At 49.4% G+C, this 19,523-nt stretch carries 13 protein-coding genes; 2 read left to right on the top strand and 11 right to left on the bottom strand.

The annotated features are described in order from the left end of the window. Positions 1-4: 4 nt before the first annotated feature. The 6 genes from greA to mltG form a co-directional block, all read right to left on the bottom strand. Positions 5-475 (bottom strand): transcription elongation factor GreA, encoded by a 471-nt coding sequence (gene greA / locus PGN_RS02020; protein ID WP_004583965.1) that lies wholly within the window; start codon positions 473-475, stop codon positions 5-7. 482 nt (positions 476-957) lie between these two features. Next, on the bottom strand, positions 958-1,560 hold the full coding sequence (locus PGN_RS02015; RefSeq protein WP_012457495.1) for an L-threonylcarbamoyladenylate synthase: 603 nt from the start codon (positions 1,558-1,560) through the stop codon (positions 958-960). A gap of 6 nt (positions 1,561-1,566) precedes the next feature. Further along, a complete protein-coding gene (locus PGN_RS02010) occupies positions 1,567-2,271 on the bottom strand; it encodes a ComEA family DNA-binding protein (RefSeq protein WP_005873483.1) in 705 nt (234 codons plus the stop codon). 29 nt (positions 2,272-2,300) lie between these two features. Continuing rightward, entirely contained in the window at positions 2,301-2,960 is a 660-nt protein-coding gene (locus tag PGN_RS02005; protein ID WP_005873487.1) for an ABC transporter ATP-binding protein, read from the bottom strand. Beyond that, entirely contained in the window at positions 2,957-3,706 is a 750-nt protein-coding gene (locus tag PGN_RS02000) for a tRNA threonylcarbamoyladenosine dehydratase (protein ID WP_010956371.1), read from the bottom strand. Before PGN_RS02000 ends, PGN_RS02005 begins: the two co-directional genes overlap by 4 nt. Then, entirely contained in the window at positions 3,703-4,797 is a 1,095-nt protein-coding gene (gene mltG / locus PGN_RS01995; protein WP_010956372.1) for an endolytic transglycosylase MltG, read from the bottom strand. Before mltG ends, PGN_RS02000 begins: the two co-directional genes overlap by 4 nt. A 1,068-nt stretch (positions 4,798-5,865) precedes the next feature. Between mltG and PGN_RS01985 the strand changes: the two genes are divergently transcribed. Both PGN_RS01985 and PGN_RS01980 read left to right on the top strand, forming a co-directional pair. Further along, positions 5,866-6,870 carry a hypothetical protein gene (locus PGN_RS01985; protein WP_021662490.1) on the top strand — a complete coding sequence of 335 codons (1,005 nt, stop codon included), beginning with the start codon at positions 5,866-5,868 and terminating at the stop codon, positions 6,868-6,870. 9 nt (positions 6,871-6,879) lie between these two features. Then, the gene (locus PGN_RS01980; RefSeq protein ID WP_012457493.1) at positions 6,880-10,854 is read left to right on the top strand and encodes an Eco57I restriction-modification methylase domain-containing protein; all 3,975 of its coding nucleotides are present in this window, start codon (positions 6,880-6,882) and stop codon (positions 10,852-10,854) included. Positions 10,855-11,835: 981 nt separating this feature from the next. Here PGN_RS01980 and PGN_RS01975 read toward each other — a convergent pair. Genes PGN_RS01975 through PGN_RS01955 form a run of 5 tightly spaced genes read right to left on the bottom strand, consistent with a single transcriptional unit; the run spans position 11,836 to position 19,521 of the window. After that, positions 11,836-13,644 (bottom strand): gamma-glutamyl-gamma-aminobutyrate hydrolase family protein, encoded by a 1,809-nt coding sequence (locus PGN_RS01975; RefSeq protein ID WP_012457492.1) that lies wholly within the window; start codon positions 13,642-13,644, stop codon positions 11,836-11,838. Next, a complete protein-coding gene (gene gyrB, locus PGN_RS01970) occupies positions 13,637-15,601 on the bottom strand; it encodes a DNA topoisomerase (ATP-hydrolyzing) subunit B (RefSeq protein WP_004583954.1) in 1,965 nt (654 codons plus the stop codon). Before gyrB ends, PGN_RS01975 begins: the two co-directional genes overlap by 8 nt. Positions 15,602-15,658: 57 nt before the next feature. Next, positions 15,659-16,444, bottom strand: coding sequence for a nucleoside triphosphate pyrophosphohydrolase (gene mazG / locus PGN_RS01965; protein WP_012457491.1), 786 nt, complete (start codon positions 16,442-16,444; stop codon positions 15,659-15,661). A 17-nt stretch (positions 16,445-16,461) separates the two neighbouring features. After that, positions 16,462-18,510 (bottom strand): protein-disulfide reductase DsbD family protein, encoded by a 2,049-nt coding sequence (locus PGN_RS01960; protein ID WP_004583952.1) that lies wholly within the window; start codon positions 18,508-18,510, stop codon positions 16,462-16,464. Positions 18,511-18,546: 36 nt separating this feature from the next. Then, a complete protein-coding gene (locus PGN_RS01955; protein WP_012457490.1) occupies positions 18,547-19,521 on the bottom strand; it encodes an RluA family pseudouridine synthase in 975 nt (324 codons plus the stop codon). Between the last annotated feature and the right edge of the window lie 2 nt (positions 19,522-19,523).

Below are 19,523 nucleotides of genomic sequence, written 5' to 3'. Positions count from 1 at the left end.
TTTTTTATAAGGTAATGTCTATAATCTCAAATTCTACCAATCCACTCGGCACTTTGATCGAAACCAAATCTCCGATTTTTTTACCCATCAGTCCCTGTGCGATGGGCGTATTGACAGAGATTTTGTTCTCTTTGAGGTTGGCTTCCGAATCGGAAACGAGGGTATAGGCCATCACGACGCCTGTCTTTACGTTCTTGATCGTCACCTTGTTCAGGATCTGAACGCTTTCGGTACTTACTTGCGATTCGTCAATGATACGAGCATTGGCGATCAGCCCCTTTAGCTGAGCAATCTTCGTTTCGAGGATTCCCTGGGCTTCCTTTGCCGCATCGTACTCGGCATTTTCGGACAGGTCTCCTTTGTCGCGTGCTTCTGCTATCTGCCGAGAAATCTCGGGTCGCTGTACGCTTTCAAGTTCGGCCAATTCGGCCAGAATCTTATCGTACCCTTCCTGTGTAATATAATTGTATGCCATACTGTCTTGTATGTAACGTTGGTTGAAAAAAACTTTTTTTCGGGCTGCACCTGACAGCCATTCTCGTCCAAAGAGAAAAAAGAAGCCCGGAAGATACCCATATATATGGAATGTCTCCGGAACTCTCTACTCTTTCTTTAAGTCGTTTGAGCAACTTTACGCTCGGTGCAAAGATAGTAATCTTTCTTATAAGAGCGACTTTTGTTCTTCGGACGACCAGGGTGCAGATTCCAGCAATAAGTGCAACACTATGGTGAATTCTGTAAGAAGCACTCGAACGGAGTGCCGAATCCGAGTTTCTTTCCGGGTCTGTGGTTCAGTTTGTTCTGTATAATGAGACCTTTGCACGGCAATTGGCGTGCAAAGGTCTCTTTTTAGGTGTATTTGAGGGAAAAAAATTGATGGCTCCAGCCGGTTCTCCATCAGCTTTTACCACCACCACTGTTTCTTTTGGAGCAAAAAGAAAGGAGATAGCTGCTTCCCTAAGGCTTGCTTCCGCCTTCGCGCAGGATGGTGTAGGGCGAGACCGTGCAGTCGACCACCGTGGTCTGTTCGAACGGGATGATTCCTCCGTCGAGTACCATTTCTACCGTAAGACCATAGCGCTCTTCGATCAGTTCGGGATCCGAAGCGTATTCGGGCGTTTCAGGATCGAGGGGGAGCGAGCCGGTCAGCAAAGGACTGCCGAGCGATTCGGCAAGAAGACGGGTCAGTGGATGAAGAGCCAGGCGGATACCTACCTGCTTTCGATTCTTGAAAACCTTAGGCAGCGAACTTCCGGCCGGTAGGACGAAGGTATATTTCTGCATGTGGTTGTCCTTCATATAGCGGAATGCCTCGTTGTCTATACGGCAGTATTCGGCTGCCATGCTCATGTCCGAACACATGATCGAGAGGTTTTTGCGCCGAGGATCCACACCTTTCAGCTCGCATATCCGCTCCACGCTCCGATTCTGAAGGGCATCGCATCCGTAGGCATACCCAACTTCGGTGGGATAGATGATCACTTTGCCGTCGCGAAGAGCCGATACGGCACGTTCCAATTCTCGTCTGTTGGGATTGTCGGGGTAAATCTTGATGATCATATCATTTCAGTGTATATCGAAATAGGGTGAAAGTCTTATACTGTCTTCTTTTGTGAAGGTCGGTAGCTTCAGTAGTTGTACCCAGCTACCCTGCCATTGGCTGCTGCGTAGCAGCCGTTTGATCTCGGCCCGTTGTTTATAGTTAATATAAGGATGCCGAAGGATACTATCTCCTACGACTCCTTTTAAATCGATACGATCCGGCTTGATTCCTATTTTGAACCATGGTCTCAGAGCGCAAAAGCGTTCGTAGTCCATGCCGTAAACCTCCTGTAGCTGTAGCACGGTATAGTAGCCGCCAAGCTGTCGGCGGTAGGATACGATGCGGCGAGCGAATGTAGGCCCTATCCCGGGTATGCGAGTAAGGGTAGCCGAATCGGCTGCATTCAGGTCGATCACCGTACCGCGAGGAAATTTATCGGCCGATCGGGCATAGGCTTCTCTGACAGGAGGCCCCACGTAGTCCGCATCGGTCACGATGCTGTCGCGGCTTTTCTTGCGCGATTGTTCCGAGGATGAATAAGGCCTGACGTAATTCTTCTTTTCTTCTTTTCTACCCGGTTCATCAGCCGACGTTTGAACAGCTTCGGCCACAGGTGCATTGCCACTGGCCGGCCTTGCTTTGAAGATGAATAGCCCGACGATGACCATCAGCAGGAGCAAGATGCTGATAATGCTTTCCGATTTGCCGAAGTGGAAGGAGTCTTTCATCTGTGTATCGGGGCTGTTTGGCGGTTGGGTTATTCCGAGAAGAGTAGCCCGTCGCGCATGTGGAGGATGCGGTCGGTGCCGGCTGCCAATTTCTCATCGTGGGTGACTATCAGGAAGGTCTGTCCCATCTCTCGGCACAGACGGAAGAAGAGAGCGTGCAGCTCTTCTTTGTGCGCTGAGTCCAGACTGCCGCTCGGTTCGTCGGCAAGGATGATGGCCGGATGGTTCACCAGAGCACGTGCCACGGCTATCCGCTGCTTCTCACCGCCGGAGAGTTCCGATGGCTTATGCGAAGCTCTGTCGCTGAGGTTCAGATCGGAAAGCAGCCGTTCAGCTTCGCAAGAAGCCTCTTTTCGGCTCTTTCCGGCTATCAGAGCCGGTATCATCACGTTTTCCAGAGCTGTAAATTCGGGTAGCAATCGGTGAAATTGGAAGATGAATCCCAGCCGTCTATTGCGAAATTCGGCTTGCTTCCGATTGTTCATGCCCATTATATCGGTGCCGTCGATACGCAATTCTCCGCTGTCCGCCCGATCGAGCGTACCCAGAATTTGCAGCAGCGTGGTCTTTCCGGCACCGCTTGTGCCGACGATGGAGACTATCTCCCCACGGTCGATGGCAATATCTACCCCTTTCAGTACTTCCAGAGAGCCGAAACTCTTGCGAATGTTGCGAGCTTCTATAATCATTGTTCGGTCAGTTTTTCTATTACATAAGCGGCTATCCTGCAACCGAAAATAGCCGGCATATAGGATATGGTACCGGCTGTGGAGCGTTTGCAGCGTTCTCCTTCGATCTCCATTACAGAGCTTTCGTCCGGCAACTCGCTGCTGAATACGACCGGCACGCCGCGTGATATTCCCAGCTTGCGGAGTCGCTTACGGACAGCACGTGCCAACGTGCAGTTGTACGATCGGGCTATGTCCGCCACATCGATAAGCGAGGCATCGCGTTTGGCTCCTGCTCCCATCGAACTGATTACCGGCAGGCCTCGCCGCTTGCTTAGGGCGATGAGGAATACTTTCGGACTGAGCGAATCGATGGCATCGACCACAAAGTCGTATTTGGCTGCATCCAGCAGCTCCTCCATAGCCTCATCTTTTAGAAAAGCGGCAACCGGATAGACCTTTACCCGTGGATTGATATCCTGCAGACGATCGGCCAACACCTCTACTTTAGACCGGCCGACGGTACTGTGCAGGGCTATGATCTGCCTGTTGATATTGGACGGATTCACTACATCGGCATCCACCAAAGTCAGTCTGCCCACTCCTGCACGGCAGAGCATCTCTGCTGCATAGCCGCCTACTCCGCCGGTGCCGACGATCAGTATATGCGAGTGCCGGAGCTTGTCGGCTGCTTCCGTGCCTATGAGCAGCTCCGTCCTCTCATCCCAACTGCCGTCCATGAGGGGCTTTTCCGTTTCTTCGGTCATTTGATCCCCCTTTCATTGAGTGCTTTGCGATAGAGAGCCGCATTGCGTTGGTGTTCGGCATAGGTGTGGGCAAAACGGTGACGGCCGGAGAAGTCCTCCTTGGCACACATATACAGGTAGCCATGCCGATCCGCTCGGAGCACGCTGTCCATGGTCGCGGTATGCGGTAGCCGGATCGGGCCCGGAGGCAGTCCTTCGTTTTTATAAGTGTTGTACGGGGAATCCGTCTGCAAATGGACATTCAGGATCCTACGGATGGAAAAGTCTCCCATCGCAAACTTCACCGTCGGATCGGCCTGCAAGAGCATCCCCTCACGCAAGCGACGGATATAGAGACCGGCTATCTGCGGGTATTCATCGGATTTTCCCGACTCCTCCTCCACGATGGATGCGATAATGGATACTTGGATCGGCGTCAGCCCCAATGAGTCGGCCAGACTCCGTCGCTCTGCTGTCCAATAGCGGTCGTAGTATCTCTTCAGCCTCAGAACCAAGTCCTTTGGCCTAATGTCCCAATCCACTTCGTATGTTTCGGGCAGAAAAAGGCTGCGGATGGAGTGTGGATCGAATCCCAGCGAATCGCAGAAAGCGGAGTCGGCCAACAGGGAAGAAAGCTCTTCCGGCTTCATCATCAGTTTGCCCGTCATCCTTCCGATCAGATCCTCCTGTGTGCGGACGTGGCGGAGGTGGAAGCGTACAGCCGACTGTTTTCCGTGTGCCAAAGTCTCCAGTATCTGCTTGGTATTCATTCGTGGAGCTATTCCATAGCGACCCGGGCGGAGCTTTTCCTCTAATTTATAATATCGCGCTGCCAGATGGAAAAACGAAGGCCTCCGCAGTCGGGTATTCTGCTGGAGCTGTCGCTCTACATCGGTCAGTGTCGTAGTCGGTCGGATATATATATAGGTATTTTCCCGGGCATTGCCGGCAGGAGACAGTAGCAGGTAAGCTCCCAGCGAAACAAGAGCCATCGGTATAAGGAGTAGTGCCGTGATCCAAAGGATCACAGCTCTTCTGCGTGTGCGATTCCTCTTTTTTCTGTGGGAGGCGGATCTGCTGTAGGTCGTTTTCTTGCGTTTTTTCTGAACCATGCCCAAAGATAAAGCATTTATCCTGCTCCGGAGTTTCGTCTAAATCGTTACGGTCCTCCGTAAATCTCAAGAGTGCATCGCTTCATACGGGTGTAAAAACATGCGAGGCGTATCTTTCCTTTGAACAACTTATTGCCCTCTCTTCATATCATAAGACCCCTCTAAAATACGTGCCAAAAAAATTTTCAACAACGAAGAAGAATTTAGAATCATTCCAAATAAGCGTCCGAAAGGAAACGGATTTTGAAATCGGGAAGATGAAAAATTAGACTTCGTGAAGCGAAAATCCACTATTCAAAAGATCGAATCACGATTGATATATAAAACGTTTTCGAACTGTATATAAATCATTTTCAATTTATATATAAAACGATTTCAATAAATATATAAATCGAAAACGTTTTGTATATAAATCGCAGCCCTCAAAAAGCCCTTTCGTAAGGTGATAAAACAGCGACACCCGCCCGATTCAAGAAGAAATCGGGCGGGTGTCGTATATGTTCGGAGACTTACAGCAGAGCTACACCTCTCTATATCATCATAGGCGTATCAGCTCTTCATCCGAATACTGCGATGAGAGACGCTTATATCAGTCCCAATGAATCGTCTCAATGGATTGTTGCTAAAAGAGAAATCCGTATGCATATCTATTGCCATATATCTGTTATTCATGCAATTATCTTCGTCCGACAAGCCTTCTCCGATATACTCCGGTATTCTTTTGAGAGCTGCCTATCGCTCTGCAAATGTAGCAAAAAAGCCCAACCCCGATGCCCCGAAATCTCTGCTGTTTATCTCATCTGTTGCACTTTGATCTACTCGGTAAAGAAATATCCATTTTCCTTCGTTAGTATGCCCCTAACTTAGTACCTTTGCTTATGTAATGAGTTTAGATAAAACGATAAAGACCGAGGCCCTTTTTCTGGTGATGTCCCAACCGGTGGCTAAGAGTAGGGGCAGATTTGTTGTGCCTATTTCTAATCTGTGCCCAAAATGGCAATTCTATATGGTATACAGTAATTTGACAACCACTGCTTGTCAAATGCAAAGAGGTTACTCGTGAGCGATATGAAGATGGGGGTCGACATTAGTGAGAATGAACTACTGCGTCAGTCCGAAGGACTTCTGCAAAGACTCCTCTTTGACCATACGACTCAGAGGAATATCTTTTGGGCTACAGATGACTATACTACACTGGGAGATGCGTACAAATACGATGCACCAATTACGACTGACAGCATTACAGGGGAGCATGACACTGTAATACAGCCCAGAGTGCTGAAGTCCAAGGAAGAACAAGCCAACCGCACCAAAGATAAAGCAGAAGTATTCACCCCCTCTTGGGTTTGCAACGCTCAGAATAATCTGATCGATGAGGCTTGGTTTGGTCGTAAGGATGTGTTTAATATTGAGCAACCCGAGACAAAGACTTGGATTGCAACTACCGAACCTATTACCTTCCCCGAAGGTAAGACATGGAAAGACTATGTATGCTCCACGCGTATGGAAATTACTTGTGGCGAAGCTCCTTATCTTGTGAGCAGGTATGACACTACTACGGGGGAGTTTATCCCTATTCCTCAACGTATCGGTATGCTCGACAGAAAGCTTCGCATCATCTCAGAGAATACTTCAAGCACCGGCGAATGGCTCAAGATGGCTCAAAAGGCATATAAAAACATCTATGCTTATGAATGGCAAGGCGATAACCTGCTCCTTGCTCGTGAGGCACTACTAATCACCTTTATCGAGTATTATGAGGAGAAGTTCGGTAAGCGTCCCCTCGACAAATCCATTGAGTATATTGCCTATATTATCTCTTGGAATGTCTGGCAGATGGATGGGCTCAAGGGAGTCGTCCCTAATAGTTGCACACATGGTGTGTCCGTCCTCCCGGACGACCTCTTTGAGTCTATGGAGGAGCTGATACTCTGCCCCGGCTGCCAAAACGAAAGCATCAAAAAGCATAACGGCACGTACTGCCTCATTCGAGACTGGGGCTGTAAAGACCCCAAGACGGGAGAGAATAATCGCAAAATTCGATTCGTTGATCTGATAAAGAATAATATATAATCTCTCACTATGGCGACCTTTGAATCTTCTCTCAAACCCCGCCTTATATATGTGTTTGCTATTGCAGATGCCCGGCACGAGGGTAGCCTCAAAATAGGAGAAACCACCCTTAACGATGATGTGGGTTCGGCTTCCACCGAACCGAATAGTGAGGTGCTCAACAAAGCAGCCAAAGCTCGTATCGACCAGTATACCAAAACTGCAGGTATCGGTTACGAATTGCTATATACCGAGCTAACCATTTATTTCTCAGGTGGACGTGTCTGCTCATTCAACGACAAGCAAGTGCATAGCGTACTGGAGCGTTCAGGCGTCAAACGCAAGTCTTTTGCAGGAGCTACCGAGTGGTATTCTTGCGACTTAGCAACCGTCAAGCGTGCCATCTCGGCCATCAAGGAGGGCAAGGATAGCTTGGGGGCAAGCGAAGTGACGCTATCTGACAACCCCATTATTCTGCGTCCTGAGCAGAAAGAAGCCATCGAGCGCACGCTCAAGCAGTTCCGCAAAGGGAATAAGATGCTGTGGAATGCCAAGATGCGTTTTGGCAAAACGCTCTGTGCCCTGCGTGTTGCCAAAGAGATGGAAGCTGTACGTACGATTATCATCACGCATCGCCCAGTGGTAGATGCCAGCTGGTTTGAGGACTTTGGTAAAACCTTCTACGACCGTCCTGAATGGCACTATGGCTCTCGCAGCAAAGGTGAGAGCTTCGCTTCTCTCGAAAAGCTTGCTTCCCAAGGGAAAAAGTGTGTCTATTTTGCCTCTATGCAAGATATGCGTGGTTCGAAGGACGTAGGAGGTAAGTTTGACAAAAACAACGAAGTCTTCTCTACTTCATGGGATTTAGTGATTGTGGACGAGGCACACGAAGGGACACAGACCGAGCTGGGGAAAGCCGTATTAGGTCAGTTGATGAGTAAGGATACAAAGGCATTACATCTATCGGGAACACCTTATAACCTCTTCGATCAGCACAAAGAGGAGGAAGTCTTTACTTGGGACTATGTCATGGAACAACAAGCCAAAATCGATTGGGAAATCAATCATCTCGGCGACACTAACCCCTATGCTTCGCTCCCGGCCATACATATCTATACCTATGACCTTGGTCGTCTCATGAGTGAATATAGCGATGAGGAGAAGGCTTTCAACTTCCGAGAGTTTTTCCGTACTCGGGAGGATGGTTCTTTCGTTCACGAGGGTGACATAGACCGTTTCTTGTCTTTACTCTGCCGAGAAGACGAAGAGGCTCTATATCCGTACTCCAACGAACATTTTCGCCAAATATTTCGACACACACTCTGGATTCTGCCGGGGGTACGAGCTGCCAAGGCCCTGAGCAAGAAACTTAGCAAACACCCTATCTTCGGTCTCTTTAAGGTGGCCAATGTGGCCGGGGACGGAGATGATGAGGAGGAGGAAAGCAGAGATGCCCTTGAGTTAGTCAATCAAGCCATCGGCAAAGACCCGGATGAGACTTATACAATCACCCTCTCATGCGGACGACTGACTACCGGTGTAAGCATTAAGCCTTGGACCGGCGTCTTCATGATGGCCGGTTCATATAGCACCTCCGCATCCGGCTATATGCAAACTATCTTCCGCGTACAAACGCCTTATACCCACAATGGGTACATGAAGACAGAGTGTTATGCCTTCGACTTTGCTCCCGACCGCACCCTCCGTGTCCTTGCCGAGGCTGCCAAGGTATCATACAAAGCAGGCAAACAGAGCGAGAGTGATCGCAAGCTGTTGGGGGATTTTCTCAACTTCTGTCCCATCATCTCTATAGAAGGCAGCCGGATGAAGCCTTACGATGTCAATACGATGCTCGGACAGCTCAAGCGCGCTCAAATAGAAAAAGTGGTGCAGGATGGCTTTGAGAATGGGGCACTCTATAATGACGAGCTACTCAAACTTACCGAGGTAGAGCTGCACGACTTCGACGAACTCAAAGGTATCATTGGCAAAACCAAGGCGATGGCAAAGTCCGGTGACATAGATATCAATCACCAAGGTCTCACCCATGAGCAATACGAGGAGAAAGAGCGACTGGAGAAGAGGAAAAAGAAAGGCCTAACACCCGAAGAGAAAAAACGACTGGACGAACTGAAAGCCAAAGGCGACCAACGCCGAGAGGCTGTTTCTATCCTCCGAGGCATATCCATCCGCATGCCTCTGATGCTCTATGGGGCTGAAATGAAGGATGAGGATAAGGAGCTGACCATTGACAACTTTGCCAATCTCGTCGATGAGCAGTCTTGGCAGGAATTTATGCCTCGTGGTGTTACCAAGGCGGTCTTTCGTCGCTTCAAGCGTTACTACGACCCCGACATATTTCGTGAGGCGGGGAAGCGCATCCGTGAGATGGCTCGTATGGCGGATAAGTTCACCATCGAGGAGCGTATAGGGCGTATTGCTTCTATCTTCTCTACTTTCCGCAACCCCGACAAAGAAACAGTACTGACTCCTTGGCGTGTGGTGAACATGCATCTCGGGGACAGCATAGGTGGCTACTGCTTTATGAGCGAAGACTTCTCTACTCCCATTGCATTGCCTCGCTACATCGAGCATCAGGGTATAACGAATGAGGTATTCCACCCCAAAAGCATCATTTTGGAGATCAACTCTAAGAGCGGTCTCTATCCGCTTTATGCTGCCTATAACATTTATCGTACAAGGGTAGAGGAAGCTCGAGAGAAGTATGGCGACGTAACACGTGCCTTTGCTTTACAACTGTGGGACAGGACGCTCGAAGAAAACATTTTCGTGGTCTGCAAAACTCCTATGGCCCGCTATATCACGATGCGTACGCTACGGGGTTTCCGTGATGTAGTGACTCATACAGAGTATTATCCCGATCTGATAGAAAACATTACCAACCAGCCCGACAGCGTGGTCAATATGCTACGTTCGGGCAAAAGGTTCTGGAAAATCAACAACGACGAAAATATGAAGATAGACGCTATTATAGGCAACCCACCGTACCAAGTGATGAATCAAGGCAAGGGTAATGGCTCAGACCCCATCTACCACAAATTCTTTGACCTCGCAATGGTACTTGCTCCACAGGGTACACTTATTCACCCTGCTCGTTTTCTTTTCAACGCAGGTAAAACGCCCAAAGAATGGAATGAAAAGATGCTTTCGGACAAGCATTATAGAGTAGTCGATTATTGGCCTAATAGTGCGGAGGTCTTCCCTACTGTAGATGTAAAAGGAGGAATCGCAACCTCATACTGGAACAAGAAAATGATTCTTGGGCCGATTGGGATGTTTTCGGCCTTTGATGAGCTTCATCATATTCTGTATAAAGTAGAGCAAACCAATCCCCTACCATTTTCAAACCTTGTTGCACCTCGAGAGCTCTATCGTATTACAGACGAACTCTACCAAGAGCATCCCGATTTGAACGGAAGACAAAGTGCAGGGCACAAGTACAGCTTTGGTGCCAATATCTTTGATGTGTTTCCTGAGGTTTTCTTTGATGAATACCCTCAAGGAAGGGAAGAGAAGATGGCATGTATCTATGGACGAGCCAATAAGCAAAGATGCTATAAGTGGTGTAAGCGTAGTTACATCACCCATCCAGAGAACTTTGCCAAGTACAAGGTGATTATCCCCAAGACAAATGGCTCGGGGGCAATCGGTGAAGTACTCAGCACACCAATTATTGGCACGCCGATTATGGGTTATACTGATACCTTCATTAGTATTGGGGCATTCGACACCCGAGACGAGGCAGAGGCTTGTCTGCGCTATGTGAAGACGAAGTTTGCTCGCACGATGCTGGGTATCCTCAAGGCAACGCAAGATAACCCCAAAGAAACTTGGCGATTAGTCCCCCTGCAAGACTTCACGGCAGAATCGGACATCGATTGGACACAGCCGGTGGCGGAAATCGATCGCCAACTCTACCGCAAATACGGCTTAAACGAAAGCGAAATCGCCTTTGTCGAAGAGAAAGTCCGCCCGATGGACTAACCCCATATAATCAGTTATTGCTGTCCGGTAAAATTTGGGCAGTTAGGAAGTTCGATTGCCATATCACCGAAAGACTGTTTCTATACACAGCTGCCGGTTTTACAGCTTGAGACCGTTGCACAATAACCCTCCCCCCTCTCATATCGATCAAGACAGACACAAGCATTGATTTGACGAAGAAAGGAGAGCTTCATGCGATCTCTCTGCAAACCTCAAGTAATCTGAAAAACACTTAAGAATCAGCTCTGCGGCAAAAGACTTCAATGAAAGTCCTATAAAATAGTTGCAAATAGCTGATAGTTAGCGCATTGATGGGAGCAGAATCAGCTGACAATCGCGTCCTGCACGATGCAGGAAGCAAGAATCAGTTGACAATCGCGTCCTGCATCGTGCAGGAAGCAAGAATCAGCTGACAATCGCGTCCTGCATCGTGCAGGAAGCAAGAATCAGTTGACAATCGCGTCCTGCATCGTGCAGGAAGCAAGAATCAGTTGACAATCGCGTCCTGCATCGTGCTGGAAGCAAGAAACGGCTGACAATCGTTTCTTATTTCTCGCCTATTTGACGAGGAAAGGAGTACTTCTCTAATGGAAACTTGGGGAAATTTCTATTTGCTCGGTGCCCATATACCGAAGGTTTGACCTTTCCCGAAGACACTAAGAATCTGCTCTGCAGCAAAAGAGCTCAATGAAAATCCCCTGCAACAGTCTCAGCTTGTAAGAATTAATCGACATTCTCGACTTCTTCGCTGACCACGCCGGAAGGGTACAAAACAAAAACCCGGCCTGTGCTTATTGCACAGGCCGGGATCTCGCAATCTAAAGAATGTCTCCCGACAGCCTTCGATCTTCTTGTTAACCTTAAAATCTAATACTATTATGAAAAAACCACGACGCAAAGATAGAGGTTATTTTCACATTTGCAAATAATTGTCCACCAAAATCGAATCTTTGGCAACCGAAACGCCTTGAAAACCTGTTTCTACTGACACTTTGCTTTCTGCTGCACATTCTGCATCACCCGAAGGAAATTCTCGCCCCAGAGCAATCCGAGCTGATCCTGAGTATAGCCACGACGTAGAAGCTCCACAGTCAGATTGATCAGGTCATTGGCTCCTCGGCAACCTACCAGTTCGCCATCTCCATCAAAATCGGAACCGACACCTACATGTTCGATGCCCAACAACCTGACAAAGTGTTCGATATGGTCTGCCGCATGCTGTACGGAGGCCTCTTCCTCCTGCTCGGAGATAAATCCGGCATAGAGACAAACCTGCACCACTCCCCCACTACGGGCTATGGCAAGGGCGTCTTCGTCGGTCAGATTTCGTGTATGATTACACAGAGCGCGGGACGATGAATGACTGGCTACAACAGGGGCACTACTGATTTGCAAGACATCACGAACAGTGGAAACAGCCGCATGCGATATATCCACCATAACCCCCAAGCGATTCATTTCCCGAACGACCTCCCGACCAAAGTCACTCAGGCCGTTATGCTCATGCTTGGTCTTACGCGCAGAGTCGCATATATCATTATCGCCATTATGGCAGAGCGTAATATAGCAGACTCCCATGTCACGGAACCGCTCGATATTAGCCAACTCTTTACCTATGGCATAACCGTTTTCTATACCGGGAATAATGGCACACAAGCCACGACGTTTGGCCTCTCGTACCTCCTCCGGATTAGTCGCCTGCATCAGGCTTTCGGGATGCGAGAGCACTTGGGAGCGAATAGCTTCCAGCTTACCTGTGGCATAGTCCGTGGCCTGCTTCAGAGAAGCATCGTCTCGCTCACCTTGCGGCAGATATGCTACCATTACACACGCATCGACAAGCCCCTCTCGCATCTTCGGAGCATCGACCAGTGTATTTCCTCTTTTCGTAAAATCAAATTCCGGACAGAAGTGCATGGGCGTGTCCACATGCGAATCCAGCACAATTACGGAGCGGTGTACCGCTTTGGCTTGGGCAAAGAGAGAAGCCTCGGCGACCAAATGCTCGAACAATTTCTGCTGACGGGTGTCACCGGCATAGGCCATTTGCTCCGGATGCCATTGTACCGACAGGATAGGTTTCTCCGGATAGGCTTCCATAGCCTCGATAACGCCATCGGAAGAAAGGGCTGTCACGCGGAAAGGTTTCGGCACTCTGCTGACTGCCTGATGATGCAGGCTATTGACACCCAGCAGCTCGCCATCGCTTAGGCCAAGTATTCGTGCCAAGACGGAATTGCCCTGTAAACGGACTTGGTGTGCCGCAAACGATATGGGGATTTTCGGATTATGCCCTACCGGATTTTCCGACTGGGCATATATATCCTGATACATTCCTCCGCCGAAAGCTGTCGCAAGGAGTTGATGCCCCCGGCAAATACCGAGGATCGGCACATTGCGGCGAGAGGCTTCTGCCACCAATAGCAGTTCGCCCCGATCTCGCTCGGGATTGACTTCGCCCAGTGTGGGGATGGGGTCTTCTCCCAAATAGGACGGGAGTAAATCGTCCCCACCGGAAAGAACCAGCCCATCGATGAGCGTGGCATAATGACGTATGACCTCTATATCCGTAGTCAAAGGGATAAGTAAGGGTAAACCTCCCGCACGTATTACAGACTCGGTATAGGCTCTGGCAATACACGAGCCCGAGGTATTATAATTCGCTGTCAAACCAATAACAGGTCGAGAGGGAGACTCCCCTCCCTCAAAAGCTTGCGGCGCACCGTCAAGCTCTTCATAGAGCTGTCGGAGCGCCGCAGGATAATACTGATAGTTCTTAGGACTAAGCATCTATTCTTGCATAAGTAGCATTTTCTTCTATAAACTCCCTGCGCGGACCTACCTCGTCTCCCATGAGCATGGAGAATATGGCGTCTGCCTCAGCAGCATTCTCGATCGTCACCTTACGAAGCGTCCTCTTCTCCGGATCCATCGTCGTCTCCCAAAGCTGCTCCTCGTTCATCTCACCAAGACCCTTGTAACGCTGTACATGCACACGGCTTTCATTACCATCGGCATAACGATCGACAAACGCTTGACGCTGCTGCTCTGTCCAACAATACTCTTGCTCTTTCCCCTTCTTGCAAAGGTAGAGAGGAGGAGTAGCGATGAAGACATAACCGTTTTCTATGAGCGTACGCATATTCCTGAAGAAGAACGTAAGGATAAGCGTAGCGATATGGCTACCGTCCACATCGGCATCGGTCATGATCACCACCTTATGATAGCGAAGTTTGGAAAGGTTAAGGGCTTTGCTGTCCTCTTCCGTTCCGATCGTCACACCCAAAGCGGTATATATGTTGCGGATTTCTTCGCTTTCGAATACCTTGTGTTGCATGGCTTTCTCCACATTGAGGATCTTTCCCCTCAGTGGCAGGATAGCCTGAAACTCGCGGTCGCGCCCCTGCTTGGCCGTTCCGCCGGCCGAATCACCCTCGACAAGGAAGAGTTCGCACTGCTCCGGGTCTTTGGATGAGCAGTCGGCAAGCTTACCCGGCAATCCTCCACCGGACAAGGGCGATTTGCGCTGCACCATTTCGCGGGCCTTACGGGCTGCCTGACGAGCGGTTGCTGCCAAAACGACTTTGTCCACGATCAGTTTGGCTTCTTTCGGATGCTCCTCCAGATAGTATTCGAGTGCTTCGCTTACAGCCATATCGACAGCACCGGTCACTTCATTGTTACCGAGCTTGGTCTTGGTTTGTCCTTCGAACTGAGGTTCGGCCACTTTGATGCTGATCACGGCAGTCAATCCCTCGCGGAAGTCGTCGCCGGTGATCTCCACCTTCACCTTATCCAGGAGTTTGGAGTCTGTGGCATATTTCTTCAAAGTTCGAGTAAGTCCACGACGGAATCCGGCCAAATGCGTACCGCCCTCGATCGTATTGATGTCATTGACGTAGCTATATACATTCTCCAGATAGGAAGTATTATATGTCATGGCTACCTCCACGGGAATGCCCTGCTTCTCGGTGACGATATGGATAACGTTGTCCACCAGCGGTTCTTTCATACGGTCAAGATGACGGACAAACTCCTTCAATCCTTCTTCCGAACGGAATACATCTTGCTTATAGCCACTGCCGTCTTCCTTGAGCGTTCGTTTATCCGTCAGCGTAAGTGTAATCCCCGCATTCAGATAAGAAAGTTCGCGGAGACGCTTGGCCAGTATGGAGTATTGGTACTCCGTAACAGAGAAGATAGAGCTATCCGGTTTGAACTGAATAGTCGTCCCCGTACGCTCCGTGGAGCCTATCACCTCCACATCATGCAAGGGCTTGCCACAGCTGAACTCCTGCATATGGATCTTCCCATTACGATACACCTCTGCACGCAAATATGTGGAAAGTGCATTCACACAAGAAACGCCCACTCCATGCAAACCGCCCGAGACTTTGTATGAACCCTTGTCAAACTTACCTCCGGCATGCAATACGGTCAAAACCACTTCGAGAGCACTCTTACCTTCTTTTTCGTGATAGTCCACCGGAATACCGCGGCCATTGTCACGAACCGTAATGGAGTTATCTTCTTCTATGATTACCTCTACATTGTCACAGTATCCGGCCAAAGCTTCGTCTATCGAGTTGTCTACAACCTCATAGACCAAATGGTGCAATCCCTTTTCGCTGATGTCACCTATATACATGGCCGGTCGCTTGCGGACAGCTTCCAGACCTTCCAATACTTGGATATTGCTGGCCGAATATTCCGATGCCGAGGTATTCTTTTTAATGTCTTCGTTCATTATAGTAATAATGCTAAATCGTGCTTACAAAGATAGCTTTTTCCGCTTGGAACGAGGTTAGAATCCTTTCTGTTTTGCCTCATTCCACAGCGCATCCATCTCCGAAAGAGTCATATCTCGGAGAGCTTTGCCCTGCTGTTTGGCACGCTGCTCCACATAGGAGAAACGGCTGTCGAATTTTCTATTGGTACGTTCGAGAGCATTATCCGGATTGATACCGTAGAGACGAGCGGCATTCACCACGGCGAAGAGCAAGTCGCCGAACTCTGCTTCCATGGCATCGGGATCTTCACTGACAATAGCCCCTCGGACTTCGTTCAGCTCTTCTTCAACCTTCGGCCATACCTGCTCCCGTTGCTCCCAGTCGAAACCTACACCTGCGGCTTTCTCTTGCATCCGATAGCTCTTCACCAAAGCAGGGAGAGACTTCGGCACGCCGGAGAGGACGGACTTGTTCCCATCCTTTTCGCGGAGTTTGAGTTGCTCCCAGTTGCGTACCACTTCGGCAGCATTCTCCACCTGTACATTGCCATAGATATGAGGATGCCGATAGATCAGCTTGTCGCAGAGAGCATGGCAGACCGAAGCAATATCGAACTGGCCTTTTTCCTCTCCTATCTTGGCATAGAAAGCTACGTGCAGCAGGACATCGCCAAGCTCCTTGCGAATGTCGTCCGGACACTCGCCCAAGAGAGCTTCGCTCAGTTCATAGACCTCTTCTATTGTATTTGTTCGGAGGCTTTCGTTCGTCTGTTTCCGATCCCATGGACACTGCTCTCGCAAGGTATCCAGGACATCCAGCAGACGGCCGAAAGCCTCCAATTTCTCAGCGCGTGTATGCATCGCCTGATGAAAAACGATTACTTGTTTTTGCGTTTTTTGAATTCTTGCAAACCACCTTTCAGGAAGTCCACGTACAGAGGCACATCTTCATTATATGAGTAGGATGCACTCAGGGGCTTGCCCTCATGATCAATTGCCACATAGAAAGGCTGTGCATTGGCTCCGAACTTATGGCTCTGGAGGTAACTCCACTTGTCGCCCACAGTGCGGAGAGTCTTCTCTTTACCATCGAAAACGATGGTCAGAGGTTCGGCCAGAGGCTTCTTTTCATCCACCATCAGGGTAATGAGTACATAGTCCTTTTCCAGCATGCTCTTTACTGTAGGATCGATCCAAACGGCATTCTCCATCTTTCTACAGTTCACGCAACCGTGACCTGAGAAGTCGAGGAGGACAGGTTTGTTCTCCTGACGAGCAAAAGCCATACCGGCCTCATAATCCGTAAAGTGAGCATGAACTTCGCCACTATAGAGATTGAAATCCTGCGTGTGGAGCGGCGGAGCAAAAGCACTTACAGCCTTGAGCGGAGCCCCCCACAAACCGGGGATCATATATACAGCAAAAGCCAAAGAGACAGTAGCCATCATAAAGCGCGGCACAGAGAGATGTGGCCATTCGCTATCATGGCTGAAACGGATCCATCCCAAGAGATAGCAACCGAGCAGAGCGAAAATGACAATCCAGAGAGCGAGGAAAGTCTCACGATCGAGGATATGCCAGCCATATGCCAAGTCTGCCACGGAGAGGAACTTGAGAGCAAGAGCCAATTCGAGGAAGCCGAGTACCACCTTCACCATATTCAACCATCCTCCGCTCTTAGGCATACCCTGCAACCAGCTGGGGAAGACCGCAAAAAGAGTAAAGGGCAAAGCCAATGAAGTGGCAAAGCCAAGCATGCCCATGGCCGGAGCCAGTTTGGAGCCGGCTGTAGCAGCCTGTACCAAGAGCGTACCGATAATAGGACCGGTACAAGAGAAGGACACCAAAGCCAGCGTAAAGGCCATAAAGAAAATACTGAGCAAACCGGTCGTAGAGTCCGCCTTGCTGTCCAGCTTGTTAGTCCAAGATGACGGCAACACCAGCTCGAATGCTCCGAAGAAAGAGATAGCGAAGACTACCAACAGCAGGAAGAATATGATGTTGAAGACCGCATTCGTAGCCAAACTGTTCAGAGAATTGACACCGAAAATACCCGTAATGAGCAAGCCGAGCACTACGTAGATAACGATGATGGAAGCTCCGTAGGTAAAGGCATCTCTCACGGCTTTCTTCTTGTCCTTATTACGCTTAAGGAAGAAGCTCACCGTCATCGGGATCATAGGCCATACGCAAGGAGTAAGCAATGCAACAAAACCGTAGAGGAAACCGTAGAGGAAAATCTTCCACGGAGCACTCTCCGCCTGCTTGAGCGTATCATCACCGTATGCACGCAACTCGCTAACAACCGGTGTCCACAAGTCAGCCTTGGACGAAAGAGCTTCGGCAGCATCGGTCTGCGATGTAGTATCCGCTGCGGTCTCGGCAGCAACCGCTTCAGCTGCTTCAGCTTCGGTATCAGGAGCTGCAGCCTTGCTCTTGATCATCGAAGCATCGAAAGAGAAGTCGCTCGTTTCGGGGGGCAGACAGTTTTCATCATTACAAGCCATGAAGCGAACACCACCTTTGATAGAGAATTTGGCAGGGTCCGTCACCTGAATTTTCTGACGGAAAGAGACAGTCTTCTCGTACCATCTCAGATCCATTTCGAACTGCTTGTCGTATCGGTTGACAGGAGCTTTGTCAGGAATAGCCTTACCGACAAGTTTGGCTCCCGTCATTTTATCGAACAGGAATTCTGTGGATGTAGGGCCATCCTCGGGCAGATTTTGGTCATAAAGGTGCCATCCGGGTTTGATCGTGGCCGTAAACACCAATGTTTTCTCAGGCGTGTCGCTATCCTGAAGAGAGGTTTTCCAAACGACTACATCCTTGATAATCTGAGCAGATGCCCCGATGGGCAACATAGAGAGAAACAGTAGGGCTAAAGCTACCGTCCATTTGCTGTTTCTGTGGTTCTTGTTTGTCATTATTATATGTTGGATTATTAAAATTTAGTCAGCTACCTATTTGGAACGTTTTTTTGTCTTTGATATTGTTTGGTCTGCTGCAGTGCCTTCTTCGAGATGTATCAGGCGGCGAAAGAGTTTGGGCAAAGGCAACTTATATTCCTGCGTATCTCCCGTTTCAGGATGACGGAATACGAATCGCGTTCCCTGTAGGGCCAGACAGTCCAGATGGCGGAAAGAACTACCCTGCCTCCAATCACCTGCAATCGGAATACCCAACTGCCCCATTTGCCGTCGAAGCTGATTGTTCCGACCGCTCAGCAAAGTCACTTCCACGAGCGAGCATACCGCTCCGCGACGAATAACCTTGTAACGAGCCGTTCCCACCGAATGAACGGAAGGAGTCTCAGCCACGATACGAGACTGCTTGCCCTTGATCGAAGTTTGATAGCGAGGAGGATCCAGCGTACCCTCGGCATCGGGCATCTCTCCTTCGATCGCCATCACGAAACGCTGTTCCAATACGACCTTGGACCATTTGTCCACCACAAACCCCTGTACCTCTTTATTCTTGGCAAAGAGCACCATTCCGGCAGAATCTTTGTCCAGTCTGTTGAGCATAAAGATTTTCACCTCCGGATCATATTGCTTGAGATGATCGCTAACGATGCGCAGAGCAGTCCTGTCCTTATTGACGCCACTGGCTACAGTGGAGACTCCGGCTTTCTTCTCGATCAGGACGAAATAGTCGTCCTGCCAAATGATCCGCACCAAAGGATGGCGCAGCTCTTCCGGCAGCTGTGTCCGATGCACGATTACCCTGTCGCCGGCTTTCAGCTCTGCATCGTGTCGAGTAGTCGGCACACCGTTGATGGAAACTTGCCGTCTCGTCAATATCTGCTTAACGGACGTGCGGCTATTATCCTTCAGCATACGAACGAGAAAAGGCAAGAGGGTATCCTCTTCTCTGACTTCGAAAACCTTGTCCGGCTGACGTCTCAGGCGGGGTGACCGACTTTTTGGAGGTTGCATAT

This window comes from Porphyromonas gingivalis ATCC 33277, from assembly GCF_000010505.1.
GTDB classification, from domain to species: Bacteria; Bacteroidota; Bacteroidia; order Bacteroidales; family Porphyromonadaceae; genus Porphyromonas; species Porphyromonas gingivalis.
The sequence above is the reverse complement of the archived record's forward strand: the minus strand, read 5'-3'. Positions and strand labels throughout refer to the sequence as shown.